The following is a 15,095-nucleotide window of genomic DNA, read 5'->3' as shown; positions in this document are numbered from 1 at the left end:
AATGGGCGCATAACAAAAAGGATAAATCCTATGCCCCGTTTACTGGCAATCCTCTTGCTGGGCCTGGCGCTGAATGTCGCGCAGGCCGATACCACGCTGTTTTCAGCGCAGGGTTATCGCATCGCCCAATACCGCAGCCCGACGCCCGCCACCGTCGACGGCGCCCAGACCCTTGACACCCAGGCCCTGCAACAGCTGCTCGGCCAAGCCTCGCCCCCAGTGCTGATCGACGTTTATCGCCGGCCGTGGGTCCAAGGGCGTTTCATCGACAACGAACCCCATGCCAACCTCCCTGGCAGCCTGTGGCTGGCCAATACCGGTGATGGCGACCTCGATCCGACCTGGCAGGACTACTTCAGCCATCACCTGCGCACGGCCACCGGCGGGCGGTTGGATTCGCCGTTGGTCTTTTATTGCCGCGCCGATTGCTGGCTGAGCTGGAACGCGGTAAAACGCGCCGCTGCCATGGGCTATAACCATGTGTACTGGTATCGCGATGGCCTCGATGCCTGGGAGGCGGCCAACCTGCCCCTGCAAGCGGCCCGGCCCGAACCCTTTCCCTGATCTTGCAAGAAGTGCGTGCAACTGCCCTGCCCCACACGACAATAACGAGGTGAATGGCCATGTATAAAATCCTGATAGCCGACGATCACCCACTGTTTCGCGAAGCCATCCACAACGTCATCAGCGACGGTTTTCCTGGCAGCGAGGTCATGGAGACCGCCGACCTGGACAGTGCCCTGGCCTTGACTGCCGAGCACGACGACCTGGACCTGATCCTGCTGGACCTGAACATGCCCGGCATGCACGGACTCAATGGCCTGATCAACCTGCGCAACGAGGCACCGACCATCCCCGTGGTGATTGTTTCCGCCGAGCAGGACAAGCAGGTGGTGCTGCAAGCCATTACCTATGGTGCGGTGGGTTTCATCACCAAATCCTCGCCACGCTCGCAGATGACCGACGCCATCGAGCAGATCCTCAACGGCAACGTGTACCTGCCGCCCGACATCATTCGCACGCAAAAAAGCCCGATGGGTCGGCGCCTGAACGAAAACCCGAGTTTCCCACCGGAACTGCTCCAGGCCTTGACCCGCAAGCAACTGCTGGTGCTCGAACGCATGACCAAGGGTGAGTCGAACAAACAGATCGCCTACACCCTGGACATCGCCGAAACCACGGTCAAGGCCCACGTCTCGGCGATCCTGCGCAAACTCAACGTGCACAACCGGGTGCAGGCGATCCTCAGTGCCGGGGATATTGATTTCGGGGCTTACCTGCGGCGTTGAACCGCTGAACGCTACAGGGACAGGCCGAACACCCCTGTGGCGAGGGAGCTTGCTCCCGCTGGGGCGCGAAGCGGCCGGTGTGTCAGGCTTGTTCAGGACGGGGCTGCTGCGCAGCCCAGCGGGAGCAAGCTCCCTCGCCACAACAGCGCTCGCTCAATGCTCCTGGGTCTGGCCTAGCAGATGACTCATCGCAATCTTCAGCTTCATCGGCCGCACCGGCTTGTGCATCAGTGTATGCCCGCGTTCGCGGATCTGCTGCTTGAGCTCGTTGCTGTAGTTGGCGGTGATCATCATGGCCGGGATCGGTGAGGCCCGTCGGGCGTTGATCCGGGCCACCGCATCGACGCCGTTCTGATCGTTGTCCAGGTGATAATCGGCGATCAGCAGGTCGGCCTCGGCATGGTAGTTGTCCACCTGGCGGGCCAGGTCCTGTTCCGACAACGCGGTCACTACCTGGCAACCCCAGCCCTCCAGCAACGTACGCATGCCGGCGCAGATCGCCGCATCGTTATCCAGTACCCAGACCCGCGCCCCACGCAGTCGTTCGAGCATCGGCTCGCTCATGTCCAGGCATGGCAGCGGCTTGGGCGCGGTGGCGCTCAGCGGCACGTCGATAGAGAACATCGAGCCCTTGCCCGGCCAGGAGCGCACCTGGATCCGGTGCCCGAGGATCCCGGCGATTTTCTCGACAATCGCCAGGCCCAGGCCCAACCCACGGTCCTGGTTCGGGCGCTGCACGTCGCCGCGCTTGAACTCCTGGAATATTTCCTCCAGGCGGTTCTCGGCAATGCCGATGCCGCTGTCCCAGACCTGGATCGACACGCGCTGGCGGTGTCGCCGACAACCGAGCACCACCCGGCCGCTGGGGGTGTAGCGAATCGCGTTGCTGAGCAGATTGCGCAAGATACGCGCGAGCAATTGCATGTCGCTGCGCACCAACACCGAACAGCCGACAAAGTGCAGCGCCAGCCCCTCGCTGCCGGCGATCTGGGCGTATTCGGCGGCCAGGTTGTCGAGTAGCTCGCTGAGGGCGAACGGCGCGACATCGGCCTTGATCACTCCGGCGTCCAGCTTGGAGATGTCCACCAGAGTGCCCAGGAGGTTCTCCACGTCCTGCAGCGAATGGCTGACGTTACGCACCAGTTGCGCGTTGGCGACCGGCTCGCGGCGCTCGAGCAAGGCACTGGTGAACAGCCGAGCGGCGTTGAGCGGTTGCAGCAGGTCATGGCTGACCGCTGCGAGGAATTTGGTCTTCGACAGGTTGGCCTGCTCAGCCTCGCGCTTGGCTTCGCGCAGGCGCAACTCCACCCGGCTGCGCTCGTCGATCTCGCGCAGCAACTGGTCGTTGAGAGTGGTCAGTTCGGCCGTGCGCTCCTGGACCCGCTGTTCCAGGTTCTGGTAGGCCTGGTGCAGCGCCTCGGCGGTGCGCCGGCGTTCGGTGATGTCGCGGATCAGCACGAAAATCCCCACCACTTCGCCGTTGGCCAGGCGGTTGGGCACATAGGAGCGCAGCATGTAGCGCTCCTGGTTGTTGATGTTGGTCTCGGCGAACTCGAACGTCACGCTCTCACCCGCCAACGCCCGCGCCACGTAGGCTTCCAGGCGCTGGTAATGCTGCTCGCTATGGGCTTCGCGCAAGCTCTGGCCAAGCATCACGCCACGGGGCCAGCAATACCACTGCTCGTAGACCTTGTTGGTGAATTCGTAGACCAGGTCGGCGTTGAGGTAGGCGATCAGCGCCGGCACATGGTCGGTGATCAGGCGAATCCAGCGTTCGCTTTCGCTCAGCGCCTCGGCGTGCTGGTAGCGTTCGGTGATGTCGGTGAAGGTGTTGACGTAGCCGCCAGTGGGCAAGGGATGCGTACGGATCTCCAGGACCCGGCCATCGGACAGGCGCTGCTCGGATTCGTGGATCAGCCGGCCGTTGCTGTCGCGACTGGCCGGGGTCAGCAGTTGCAATTCACTGTCGCCGATCACTTCATTGAATGGCCGGTGTGCCGCTACCGGTGCCAGGCCGCTGAGTTCGAGGAAGCGTCGGTTCCACAACTCCAGCACGCCTTGGGCGTTGACCATCGCCACGCCCTGGGACAGGTTGTCCACCGCCCGCTGCAACAGGTGGGATTTCTGCGCGATGGCCTGCTCGCGGCGCACGGTTTCGCTGAGTTTGACGTCGGTGATGTCGGTAAACAGAATTACCCGGCCGCCCTCCTGGGTCGGCCGCTCGCTGACTTGCAACCAGCGCCCGTTCTGCAAGCGATACAGCACATGCTCGTCGGCCTGGCCCCGGGGTTCTTCGCTGAACAGCCCGTTGGCGGTCATCAAGCGCTTGACCTCGGAAAGGCGCATGCCGGCGATGATGCGCACCCGGCTGTTGGCCCAGAAGGCCTTGAAGCGGCTATTGAACAGGACGATGCGTTGCTGCTCGTCGAACAGCACAAACGCATCGGAGATGCTTTCGATGGCGTCGATCAGGTGCCGGTGGGCCGTTTCCGCCCGCAGCCGCGCCTCGCCCAACAAGTGATTGCCGGCCTTGAGTTCAGCCATGGCCTGGTTCAGCGCATCGGTGCGCTCACGCACCTGCTCGGCCAGCACCACCGAGTGCTGGAACGCCGCATACGGGTCGTTGCCCCGGGTTATGCCGGACTCCACCCGCTCGATCAGCGCCTCATTGATACGCCGCAACTTGCGGTTTTCATTCTGCAGGGCAGCGAGCTGGGCCTGCAGCTCAGCGATGGCCGGGGACGCGATTTCGGGCAATGGCAACTCCGGTGAACGTCTGGTTGATGTGCATGCCATTGAACTGTTCTCCATAGGTGTTGAACCCCATCACCCGTTTTTCGCGCAGGAACTGGCCGATCTGCTCCAGGCCGCCGCGATCTTCCAGCTCCAGGCGCCGGAGAAAGCAATCGCAGCCGATGGTCAGCAACAGGTCACCGAGGCGTGCCTGCAAACCGTCGAACAGCGTTTGCAGGTTGTGCAGCAAGGGCCCGGGGGTCATCGCAGTGAGAACGATGCCGTTCTCCACCGCACAGTAGAAACTCAGGCTCAGGTCCGAGTGCACCTGCTGGATCGCCCGCACGTAGTACTGGTCGTTGATGCGCACCGCCAGTGGATGGGCGGCGAAAACCCGGTAGTCGAGGGCGCTCACGGGCACGCCGATGTGCCGGGCGTATTCTTCGGCGGCGGGTTCGGCGTTGAGTTCGTAGACCCGTCGCGAGGCGCTGTCGGCGCCGGTCACCACCAGTTTCTCCTTCCGGGGCAGGATGTGATGGGTGGTGAAGACTTCGAATTCCAGCCAGGTATTGATCAACACCACCACGGCCGCGCCACTGTGGAACTGGCCTTCGAAGAACACGTGGGTGTGGGTCAGGTAGTTGTCATCGCCGGCCGAACCGCCGAAATGCGGGATGTCCCCCAGCGCAGCGCTCAAGGCCGCCAGCACCATTTCCTCGCGGCTGGACAGGCCATCGAGCAGGGTCAAGGCGAAACTGTGGCCCTTGATCGGCGCCAAGGCGTTGCTGCGACAGCCGCTCGCCAGGCGCTCGACCATTTGCTGGGCGTCGATCAGGCTGAAGTGCTCCATTTCGCCGATCAGTTCGGCGGCGATGGAAAAGTGCCGGTGATCGAACCCCACAGCCGTCACGCAGTTGCGACCATAACCTTGCGCGGTGATTTCGCCGGCGCTGGTACAGCCCACCAGGCGAATCCCACCGAAACTCTGGGACAGCGCCTGGCCCAGGGCCGGGAGGTCGTATTCGGCGGAACAGAAAAACAGCACGAAGCCCAGGTGCGGGTGCAACAGCTGCCGCGCCAACGCCTGGGCCACCTGCTGGACGTCCGTTGCCTGGGACATGGCGCTCACCACACCTTCGCTCTGGGCCTGCTGCATCTTCGCCTCCGACGGGTGCGTGATAGGAGCCCTGAGTGTACGAAGCCGCGCCGGGTCGACGAATGCTACTTGGGTAGCGGGTGGACGCTTCCATGGGATGAGATTGCTCCCTCTATGTGGGAGCAAGGCTTGCCCGCGATAGAGGCGATGCGGTCTGGCAGAATCGAGGCGCCTGTTTCGCGAGCAAGCTTTGCTCCCACAACCGCCCCTGCCACAAGCGTGGTTTGCCGAACAAGCAATATCAGTGACTCATCGGCGCCATGGCAGTCGCCTGCCCCAGCAGTTTCTGGTCGATGTCTTCCAGGCGCAGCACCCGGCCGCCGGTGTCGCTGGCGAGTTTTTGTGCCGCCTGGGGGTCGGAGAACGAGGCCAGGACAACGCCCATGGCGCCTTTAAGCCCGCTGCCGATGACGAAGTAGGCGGTCCGGGCGTCGATCAGGTGGGCGTCATCCGGCGTATCCCAATGGCTGCGGCCCATGTCGTGGACATACAGCTTGACGTCGGCCCGATGGTTTTCCGGCTGCAACCACCAGCCCAGCATCTCCGCCGGCGAGCAGAATTTCTTCACGCCCCCTGCCCCGACCGCCGCGCCCTTGGGCCCGGGGAAGTCAGTGATGACCATCCCGCACACATGGCACTCGTCACTGGGATGGAACGCCAGCGCCGCCTCGCTGGCCGCAGGTGGCTCGGCCTTGCCGCAGGCCGCCAGTGCCAGGCACATCAACACCCCGACCCAAAGGCGACCCGCCTTGAAATACACCCTGTTCATCGTTGCATGCTCCCTTATCAAGATTGAAATTCACGGGCACCGGCGATTGAACAACCGATAGGCCAACCACAACGGCACCGCCATCCACAGGCCCAGGCACAGCCAGAGCAAAGGCGCCGACACCGGCAGGTCGCTGCCCAAGGTCAGCACCGCGGCGCCGCTAGACGCCGCATCGAACCCGGACAGGTTGATCAACCGATACACGTCGGTAGGGTTGAACAGCAGCAACCATGGCAACAGTTCCGGGCTGAAGCGCCCTTCGCTCAGCACCAGCAACGCCAGCAAGGCCAGGTCGAACACCAGCACGAAGAAAAACCACACCCCCAGCGCCAATCCGGCCGCGGTGGATTTCTCTGCCGACAAGCTGCTCAGCACATAGGCCAGCCCGAGGAACACCCAGCCCAGCAGCGTGCTGGACACCATGAACCGACCGAAGGCCCAGAGCAGCAGGCTCAACTGGACATCGTCCACCCACAGGGCGATGGCCAGCATCGCGCAGCCAAAACCGATGAAGGTGGCCAGGGCCAGGATCAAGCCGTGCCCAACAAACTTGCCCAGCAACAATTGGCCGCGACCCAACGGGTAGGTCAGCAACAGCAGCAAGGTGCCGCTCTCGTCCTCGCCGACAATCGCGTCATAGGCCAACAGCAAGGCAATCAGCGGCATCAGGAAGGTCGCCAGGCTGGACAGGCTCGCCACCGTGGCCGGCACCGAGGTGAACCCCAATTGACCGGACGCCGCCGCGCCGAGCCAGGCGATGCCGATCGCCAGCACCGCGAACAACAGGCTGATCGCCAACAACCAGCGATTGCGCAGGCCATCGCTGAATTCCTTGCGGGCCATGTTCCAGACCGGATTCATAGGCTGGTCTCCTCGGCTGCGGCACGGACCATGTAATGCCGGTACAAATCCTCCAGCGACGGCGGCTTGATCTCGACATCCGTCGGGTCATCCTGGGCCAGTAACTGGCGCAGCAGTTTAAGCTTGCTGCCATCCGGCGCGGACACCTGCACCCCTTCGGCGCCCCAGCCCTGGGTGGCGTGCCCTTCGCTGCGCCAATGCTGGCGAAGCCAGTCGGCCCGCGACAGGCCCGAGGCGCGGATCAACGTCGGCAACCCGGCGTCCTCGCGCAGCCGGGCCAGGCTGCCCAGGGCCAACAGGCGCCCGCGGGTGAGAATCGCGGCGCGGTTGATGTGCGCTTCCACGCCAGGCAAGACGTGAGAACAGAGAATGATGCTGGTGCCCTGCCAACGCAGGCGGTCGAGCAACTGATAGAGGTCCTGGGTTGCGATAGGGTCCAGGCCCACGGTCGGTTCATCCAGCAACAACAGGCGCGGTTGGCCGAGCAGCGCCTGGGCCAGACCGAGACGCTGGCGCATGCCCTTGGAATACGTTTTCACGCGCCGTGTCGCGGCAGCCGCCAGCCCGACCTCTTCCAGCAAACGCTCCACCTGCTCCGGCGCGGCACCTTTGAGCCGGGCAAAATGGCGCAAGGTTTCCAGCCCACTCAACTGCGGATAGAACATCACGTTCTCGGGCAGGTACCCGAGCATCTGCCGCACCCTCGGGTCGCTGGGCGCGCGACCGAAGACACGCACCTCGCCCTCGCTGGCTTGCAGCAAACCGAGGATCAACTTCATGGTGGTGGTCTTGCCCGCACCGTTGTGCCCGAACAGGCCGAGCACCTCGCCCTGGGCCAGGTTCAAGTCCAACCCGCGCAGCACGGCGACATCGCCATAGCGCTGGCTGACCCCTTCGATCTCGACGACGTTCAAGACGCGTCCTCCTGGGCACTGTTGCGTGACGGGGGCTGGACAGGCGTTTCCATCAGCGGATAGCTGTCCATCACCCCGGGGGATTTCATCACCGGGAAGGCTCGCTGCACCCAACGCAGCAGTTCGATCCCCGGACTGTTCATCAACAGCCGCACCTGGGGGTACAGCCACAGCAGGCGATCGACGTTGTCGTTGGGCTCATAGGCGACATCGCCCAGGCCGTCGCCGTTGCGATCCCAGCCCAGGTAGTCGCTCCAGTAATTGCCGCGGCCATCCACCGACCACTCCTGCAACCGCGTGGCCACGTATTTGACCTGGCGCTGGTTGTGGACGAAGGCATTGCCGGCGATGCGGTTGTCCTCCGAGCCGGCCGTCAGGTGGATACCCACGGCGCTGCGCTCGAAATGGTTGCCTTCGATGCGGTTGAACAATGAGTTGTAGATGAACAGGGCCTTGCCCTCGGCGCCGCTGATCATGGTGTCGCCGGTGGACCCGTCGCGCACGTCGGTGACGAAGTTGTCGCGCAGGGTCGAATAGGTGATGTAGTTCATCAGGATCCCGTAGTTCTGATCCTGTTCGGAGCGATTGCCGATGACCGTCAACTGGCGGCTTTGCATCAAGGCATACCCGGTGCGGGTACGCCGGGTGACGTTATCCAGCAGGCGATTATCGTTGGCGAACATGTAATGCACGCCGTAGCGCAGGTCCTCCAGGACATTGCCCTGGAGCAGATTGCCGCTGGAGGTATCGATGTAGATACCGTCGCGGGTTTCACGCACCTGGTTACCGATGACCCGGGCGCCGTGTACGGCATACAAATGGATGCCATTGCCACGGTCCTGGGAGCGCAGGCTGGGGTCGCCCTGGATGCGGTTGTCGATCAGGCTGACGTCCCGCGTGCCATCGACCCAGATACCGAAGCCCTGGCCTTGCATGCGGTTGCCACGCACCACCGCTCCTTGGGCGACCGGTTGGATGAACACGGCCGCGTTCATGGCCGTCAGGTCGTGGCCCCAGTCCAGGAAGGTACAGCCCTGGACCTGAACGTTCGGGGCGCGAATGATCAGCCCATTGCCCTCGCCCTGCCCTTGGAATACCGCATCCGGCGCACACGTGAGGGTCATGGGCTGGTCGATACTGAACGAGCCCCGGTACTGGCCCGCAGGCAGGCGCCATTGCTGGTCGCCCTCGGCCTGCAAAGGCAAATCGGTGATCGGCTGCGGCGCACCGAGCGCGCCGCCCGACAACAGGCTGAACACCAGGGCAATGACCAGTCGACGAACGTTTGGATGCTGCATATTCCCGGTCATTGCGCCTGTCTCCCTAGTGAATGACTCAGGCCTTTTCAACCAGCATGCGCCCGACCATTTCCATGTGCAGGGCGTGGCAGAACCAGCTGCAGTAGTACCAGTGCAAACCGGCCTTGTCGGCGGTGAAGGTGATCGACGAGGTCTGTTGCGGGCTGATCTCCATGCTCGCGCCGTGGTTGGTCATGACAAAACCATGGGTGACGTCTTCGATCTGGTCGATGTTGGTGATGGTCACCGTCACCTCGTTGCCTTGCTTGACGGTGAACTCCGTCAGGCCATAGGCCGGCGCCATCGACGTCATGTACACCCGCACCTTGTTGCCGTCGCGGATGACCTTGTTGTCGGTTTCCAGGTTGATGCCGTCCTTCTTCGCCCGGGCCACGGTGTCGGCGAAAAACGGATCGTTGCGGTTCCAGATTTTCTGGGTCTTGATCTGGTCACGCCGGGCGAGAATGCAGTCATGCGGTTCGGCGAACGCCGGGCCGTCGTGCACCAGCTTCATTTCTTCACCGGAAATGTCGATCAACTGATCGTTTTCCGGGTGTAATGGGCCGGTGGGCAGGAAGCGGTCCTTGGAGAATTTGCACAACACCACCAGCCACTTGCCGTCCGCCTCGCTGGTTTCGGTGAGAGACGCATGGTTGTGGCCAGGCTGGTACTGGACGTCGAGTTTCTGCTTGATGTAGTTGACCTTCTCGCCCTTGTAGGCACGGATGGCCTCGTCCATGTTCCACTTCACCACCTGGCTGTCGATGAACAAGGTGGTGTAGGCATTGCCGCGCCCGTCGAACGTGGTGTGCAACGGCCCGAGTCCCAGTTCCGGCTCGGCGACGATCACCTCGCGGGGGTCCTTGAAGCGGTCGGCGAACAAATCGTCCAGGCGATCGATGGCGATCATCGAGACCGTAGGCGACAGCTTGCCGTTGGCGATGAAGTATTTGCCGTCCGACGAGGTATTGAGCCCGTGGGGGTTCTTCGGCACGGGAATGTAGCGGGTGAATTCGGAGTCCTTGCCATCGGTCTTGCGGCCATCGACCACCGGCACCTTGGAGCCGTCCAGGTTGATGAACTTGCCAGCCTTGATCGCCGCCTCGATACGCGGGATGTTGAACACCACCACCCAGTCGCGCTCGTTGCGCATCATGCCACCCAGGTCGTAGGCCTTCTCGGAGTTGTAGCAGGTGCTGGCGGCGTATTTGCCGGTGTAGTCAGCATCGGAGTTGTCCAGGTTGCCGTCGACGATCACCTGGAACGCCATTTCCATTCTCTCGGCATCGATGGCGTTGAACATCGTGAAGCTGTTTTTGTCCTGCAGATCAAAGGTGTGGCCGTCGTTGGGGTGCGGGATCACGAACTCGGCGTTGGCGAACACGTACTTGGTGTACGGCACCTTTTGCAGGCGCAGGCCGTGGATGGCTTGCACGTTGGGCACGGTGAGGATCTTGTCGCACTTCATGATGTCCAGGCGAATGCGCGCGACCCGGGAGTTGGCCTTATCGTTGATGAACAGGTATTTGCCGTCGTACTTGCCGTCGGTCATGGAGATGTGCGGGTGGTGGCAATCGCCGTTCTGGTACTTGGCGCTGTCGCCCAGGATGCGCTTGCTTTCATTGGTCAGGCCCCAACCGGTGGCCGAGTCGACGTTGAACACCGGGATGCGCATCAGCTCACGCATCGACGGCACGCCCAGCACCCGCACCTCGCCCTGGTGGCCGCCGCTCCAGAAACCGTAGTACTCGTCCAGCTCCCCAGGCCCGACGTGGATCTTGGACTTGGCCTCCTTGGCCGCCGCAGCCCACGACTCACGGGTGAACGTCCCGCCCCCCAGCGCCGTCGCGCCGGCCAGTACGGCACCGGTTACCGCGCCAGTGCCGAGAAAACTGCGCCGGCTGACACCCCTGGGTTCTTCCACCGAGCCTGGGGTCTGGTTTTTTTTGTCGCTCATGCTGTGTGCTCCATGAAGAATGAAACGGTCAAGGGACAGGCCATTGGGGTGCCTCAAGGCGCCGGGTTCACCTGCACCACGGGAATCAGTTGCGGATCGGTCGCGGTTGCCTTGCCGCGCTTCTTGCGCTTGTTGATCAGCGGCGGGCATTTGTTTTCGTTGTGCCAGGTCATCTGGCAGTCGAGGCAGTAATGGCATTCGTTGGCATTGATCCGGCCATCGGGATGAATCGCCTGGATCTCGCATTCCTTGGCGCACAGTTGGCAGGGGTTGCCACATTCCTTGCGGCGCTTGAGCCAGTCGAACAGCCGCAACCGGGTCGGCATCGCCAGGGCCGCACCCAGCGGGCAGACGTAGCGGCAATAGACTTTGCGGGTAAAGATATTGATCACCAGCAGGCCCACGGCGTACGCCACGAACCACCACTGGCGGTCGAACCTGAGGGTGATGGCGGTCTTGAAGGGTTCCACTTCGGCCAGCCGTTCGGCGGTGGCCATCGACTCCAGCGAAACGCCGAACAGCACCAGCAAAATGATGTACTTGATCGCCCACAGCCGCTCATGCACGACGAACGGCAACTCGTATTGGGGCACCTTGAGCTTGCGCGCCAGTTCGTTGATCAACTCCTGCAACGCGCCGAACGGACACAGCCAGCCACAGAACACCCCACGCCCCCACAGCAGGATGCTGCCGGCGGTGAACACCCAGAGAATGAAGATCAGCGGATCGGTGAGGAACAGCTCCCAGCGAAAGCCTTCGAACAAGGCGTGGACGAAGGTCAGCACGTTGACCACTGACAACTGTGCCAGCGCAAAGCCGCCCAGGAACACCACAGTGAACACCAGGTATCCACGCCGCAGCCAATGCAACAGCGTCGGCCGCCGGGCCAGTGAATCCTGGAAAAACAGGATCGCCGTCAGCACCAGCAACGCGGCCCCAAGCACGCTGATTTCGACACTCTTCTGATACCAGAGCGTCAGCCACATCGGCCGGCTGGCTTCTTCGGCGGCCGCCAGTTGCTCGGCGGTGGGCAATGGGCGCTCCAGGTAGGGCTCCGGCAACTGATAGGCCAGCTCGAAGCTGCTGAAGGTGCCGCTGACCGGTCCGGTCTGGCGGCGCACCAGCAGTTCCAGGTTCCAGGGTGAGCCAGGGTCGAAACGGTGGGAGGCACGGATGATGAAAATCGCCATTTCATCGAAGTCCGGCATGTCATCGAGGGCCACGTCATTCAGGCGCTGAAAATCCAAGTCGCGAAAGCTGATGGTGTCGCCGGACTGACGCAGCTGCACCCGGTCGAAGATGCCGCCACGCACGTATCCCGAGCCCTTGAAGGAATAACGACCGCTGCCCATCACCGCTATGGCCTGCTCGCCCGGCTTGAGCTCGGCCATCAGTGTGCGGTATTGCGCCTCGCCCAGCAGGTTGCGGCCGATGGTGGGTGGATTGAGGTGGGTGGCATAGAGGTCGATGAACGTGTCATTCACCTGCTCGCCGCTGGCGGTCTCGACCTGTTCGGCTTCGGTGCCCTTGAAGGACGCATCGACCTGGCCGCGGGTCAGGAGCAGACGGCGGATAGCGCCGTTGCCGGTCAGGGTCTTCCAGTCGGCGGCCTCGTAGATGTCCTCGCGCACACGCGCCGGCGCCACGGCCAACCCCGCATCGCCCTTGACCAGGCCCAGGGACACCGCGACATCGTGGGCGGCGCGCATGATGACTTCGTTGACCACCATTGCCGTCACGGTAGCCCCGGCGATGGCATCCACGGTCACGGCATTCGGGTCGCTGGAATGCCCCACCACCACCCGCTGGTTGACCTTGATGCCGCTGTAGCGCGCGCTGAACGCGTGGAGTTTTTCTTCGGCGATGCCGATCAGCAGAATCGGCTCATGGTGTTCGAGCACATAGGCATCGAGGATCACCCCCGCAGGATCGAGAATGACCTGGACGTTGATCGGCTTGCCGGAATAGGCGGGAATGTCCACCACGTCCAGGCTCTGGAACACATAGCCCAGGACCTTGCCGGCAGCGGACAGCGTGCGCACCTTGAACCGCCCCTCGGGCTCGGAGATCGAGTCGGTCTGGTTCAGGACGTGGTGGATGCGCTGTTGCGGGGTGTCGCCGTAGTCCTTGGCCTGGGCCAGGCCCGTGAACAACAGCAGGAAAACGAACAGCCCGGGGAGCCAGGAGCGGGATGGGTACAACATCACAGAGGAACGGGTCATGGACGCCAGGGCTTAAAGACAGGATCTTGGCGATCATGGTAGGGGCCGGCCCCTTCTTCGGCCCTTGATTGAAATCAACTTGGGAGACTTAACCCTGAATCCGTAAGCAGACGCGGACGTCCAGCAGATGAAAACTGCTTTTGTGGCGAGGGAGCTTGCTCCCGCTGGGGTGCGCTGTAGGAGCTGTCGAGCGAAGCGAGGCTGCGATCTTTTCAGGCCTTGTTGAGTGTTGAGTCAAAGGTCAAAAGATCAAAAGATCGCAGCCTTCGGCAGCTCCTACCGCAGCCCAGCGGGAGCAAGCTCCCTCGCCACAAGAGCGGTTCGGCGGTGCGTGTGTCAGGGACTATCTGTGCTCAGCGCAACCCATAGGAATAGATACGACCGTCATTATTGTCGTACCAATTGCCATTGGCCCAGAACACCCGGTCCTGCGCCGGTTGAAAGCCGAGAATGCCCAGGTAACCGTCGATGGCGAGGCGCTGCCAGGAGCGCCCCCAATCCCTGGAATAGAACACCCCATCGGCGGAGATGTTCGCGTCCGACCACCAGTAGAGCCAGCGCGGCGGATGGTGATCGCTGGTCGTGTTGATCAGCAGGGTGTTCTGGCCCAGCCAGAGATTGTCGCCGCGCACCTGGGTCTGCGATGCCAGGGGTGCAAACACACTGGGCAGCTCACCCATGGTCGTCCAGGTCAGCGCGGCGGTATCCAGTTCGGCGACAACATCTCGCCCGCCGTCACCCTGCTCAATCAGCCCAATCACCCGCCCGGCGTCGTTCTGTATCAGCTTGCTCACAAACAGGTTGTCGGCACGCTGTACGTCGGCCACCTGCCAATGCCCGGCCTTGGCTTGCAACCGGGCCCGTGTGGTGACGTTGATCGCGATATTGTCGCTCACGCCATCTGGATGGACGCCCCAGAAGCGTTGGGACACCCAGATAAAGGCCGTCTGTGCATCCAGTTGCAGGATATTGGTCTGGATTTCCCCATGTTCATCTGTATTCGTGCCCCAGTCAGTGATGTCAGGGCGTTTGCCGTGGGCGTATTTGGCGGGCACCAGCAGCGACTCGGGCGCCATTATCGGCGCGCTGTTCGCCCCCCGATCAGCCGAGTAGAAGATACCGGTGGAAACGGCAGTCGGCTTCTCTTCATCGCCGTCTTCATCCACCGCGTCCGGCGTGCCCACGGCCCAGACTTCATTCGAGCCGTGGAAATAGGGAGCCAGGCTCCAGGCCAACGATTCGGCCTCGGGAAACCAACCCTTGGTCAACCAGGTCCAGCGCTGGCCTTGATCATCCGTGCGAAAGACCACGGTCTGATCGGGATCATGGGTATTCGCCGTTTCAGGCCGACGAAGGCCCGTGAGCAGGAACACACTGGTGCCGTCGGGGCTGGCCACCATACAAGCGCTGCCGCTGACATGTGCCACCAGCTGAAATTGCCCTTGGGCGTCCAGGCGGGAAATGAAGGTGGTTTCCTTGTCACCATGAGAAAACAAACCGGCAAAGGTTCCAGACTCTTCCGGTTCATTGGGCTGCTTCGGCTGGCCATAGACCAGCGCATCCAGGTCCAACACCTCCGCGGACGGTTCGAGCTCCCGGGCCTCCCTCTCCAGGCGCGCCACCAGCCAGGTTCCCTGTGGCGTCACCGTCACGCCCGTGCAATACGAGGTCATCGCTCGCAACTCGGTGTCCTTCACTTCACCGACTTGTTGCTCGTCAGGACTGTCGCCGCCCAACTCCAGCTTGGCGCTGGCAATCATCCAGATGTACCAGAGCGCGGCACCGGCCAGCAGCGCGACGAACAGTGTGGAGAACAACTTCGATCGAGGCATGAGGCGTCCGTATCCATGGGAAAAATCTGCAGAGCTTTTCTCATCTCTTGCGCCCGGAGTAAAT

General features: G+C 62.6%; 11 protein-coding genes. 2 read left to right on the top strand and 9 right to left on the bottom strand.

Translation table 11 applies throughout. The features are described from left to right. Positions 1-30: 30 nt before the first annotated feature. Positions 31-564: a PQQ-dependent catabolism-associated CXXCW motif protein gene (locus LOY50_RS13335; RefSeq protein ID WP_258691105.1), complete on the top strand. Its 534-nt coding sequence runs from the start codon at positions 31-33 to the stop codon at positions 562-564. Positions 565-623: 59 nt separating this feature from the next. After that, positions 624-1,289 (top strand): response regulator transcription factor, encoded by a 666-nt coding sequence (locus LOY50_RS13330; RefSeq protein ID WP_014338437.1) that lies wholly within the window; start codon positions 624-626, stop codon positions 1,287-1,289. Positions 1,290-1,442: 153 nt separating this feature from the next. Here the strand turns inward: LOY50_RS13330 and nahK are convergent, their stop codons facing one another. The 9 genes from nahK to LOY50_RS13285 all read right to left on the bottom strand — a co-directional run bounded on the left by nahK (position 1,443) and on the right by LOY50_RS13285 (position 15,031). Next, positions 1,443-4,085: a hybrid sensor histidine kinase/response regulator NahK/ErcS' gene (gene nahK, locus LOY50_RS13325; RefSeq protein WP_258691104.1), complete on the bottom strand. Its 2,643-nt coding sequence runs from the start codon at positions 4,083-4,085 to the stop codon at positions 1,443-1,445. Beyond that, positions 4,015-5,178 carry a nitric oxide-sensing protein NosP gene (gene nosP / locus LOY50_RS13320; RefSeq protein WP_258691103.1) on the bottom strand — a complete coding sequence of 388 codons (1,164 nt, stop codon included), beginning with the start codon at positions 5,176-5,178 and terminating at the stop codon, positions 4,015-4,017. The genes nahK and nosP overlap by 71 nt, the downstream gene beginning before the upstream one ends. A gap of 241 nt (positions 5,179-5,419) precedes the next feature. Then, complete coding sequence (locus LOY50_RS13315; RefSeq protein WP_253474387.1) at positions 5,420-5,947, bottom strand: nitrous oxide reductase accessory protein NosL; 528 nt, start codon at positions 5,945-5,947, stop codon at positions 5,420-5,422. A 30-nt stretch (positions 5,948-5,977) separates the two neighbouring features. Then, positions 5,978-6,808 carry an ABC transporter permease gene (locus LOY50_RS13310; RefSeq protein WP_046062341.1) on the bottom strand — a complete coding sequence of 277 codons (831 nt, stop codon included), beginning with the start codon at positions 6,806-6,808 and terminating at the stop codon, positions 5,978-5,980. After that, entirely contained in the window at positions 6,805-7,722 is a 918-nt protein-coding gene (locus LOY50_RS13305) for an ABC transporter ATP-binding protein (RefSeq protein WP_258691102.1), read from the bottom strand. The genes LOY50_RS13310 and LOY50_RS13305 overlap by 4 nt, the downstream gene beginning before the upstream one ends. Continuing rightward, a complete protein-coding gene (locus LOY50_RS13300; protein WP_258691101.1) occupies positions 7,719-9,032 on the bottom strand; it encodes a nitrous oxide reductase family maturation protein NosD in 1,314 nt (437 codons plus the stop codon). The genes LOY50_RS13305 and LOY50_RS13300 overlap by 4 nt, the downstream gene beginning before the upstream one ends. Positions 9,033-9,057: 25 nt before the next feature. Further along, a complete protein-coding gene (gene nosZ / locus LOY50_RS13295; RefSeq protein WP_258691100.1) occupies positions 9,058-10,977 on the bottom strand; it encodes a TAT-dependent nitrous-oxide reductase in 1,920 nt (639 codons plus the stop codon). Positions 10,978-11,030: 53 nt separating this feature from the next. Then, on the bottom strand, positions 11,031-13,199 hold the full coding sequence (gene nosR / locus LOY50_RS13290; RefSeq protein ID WP_258691099.1) for a transcriptional regulator NosR: 2,169 nt from the start codon (positions 13,197-13,199) through the stop codon (positions 11,031-11,033). 353 nt (positions 13,200-13,552) lie between these two features. Continuing rightward, positions 13,553-15,031, bottom strand: coding sequence for a hypothetical protein (locus LOY50_RS13285; RefSeq protein ID WP_258691098.1), 1,479 nt, complete (start codon positions 15,029-15,031; stop codon positions 13,553-13,555). Positions 15,032-15,095: the final 64 nt, after the last annotated feature.

The sequence above is a fragment of the Pseudomonas sp. B21-010 genome (genome assembly GCF_024749325.1).
Taxonomy (GTDB): Bacteria; Pseudomonadota; Gammaproteobacteria; order Pseudomonadales; family Pseudomonadaceae; genus Aquipseudomonas; species Aquipseudomonas kilonensis.
The sequence above is the reverse complement of the archived record's forward strand: the minus strand, read 5'-3'. Positions and strand labels throughout refer to the sequence as shown.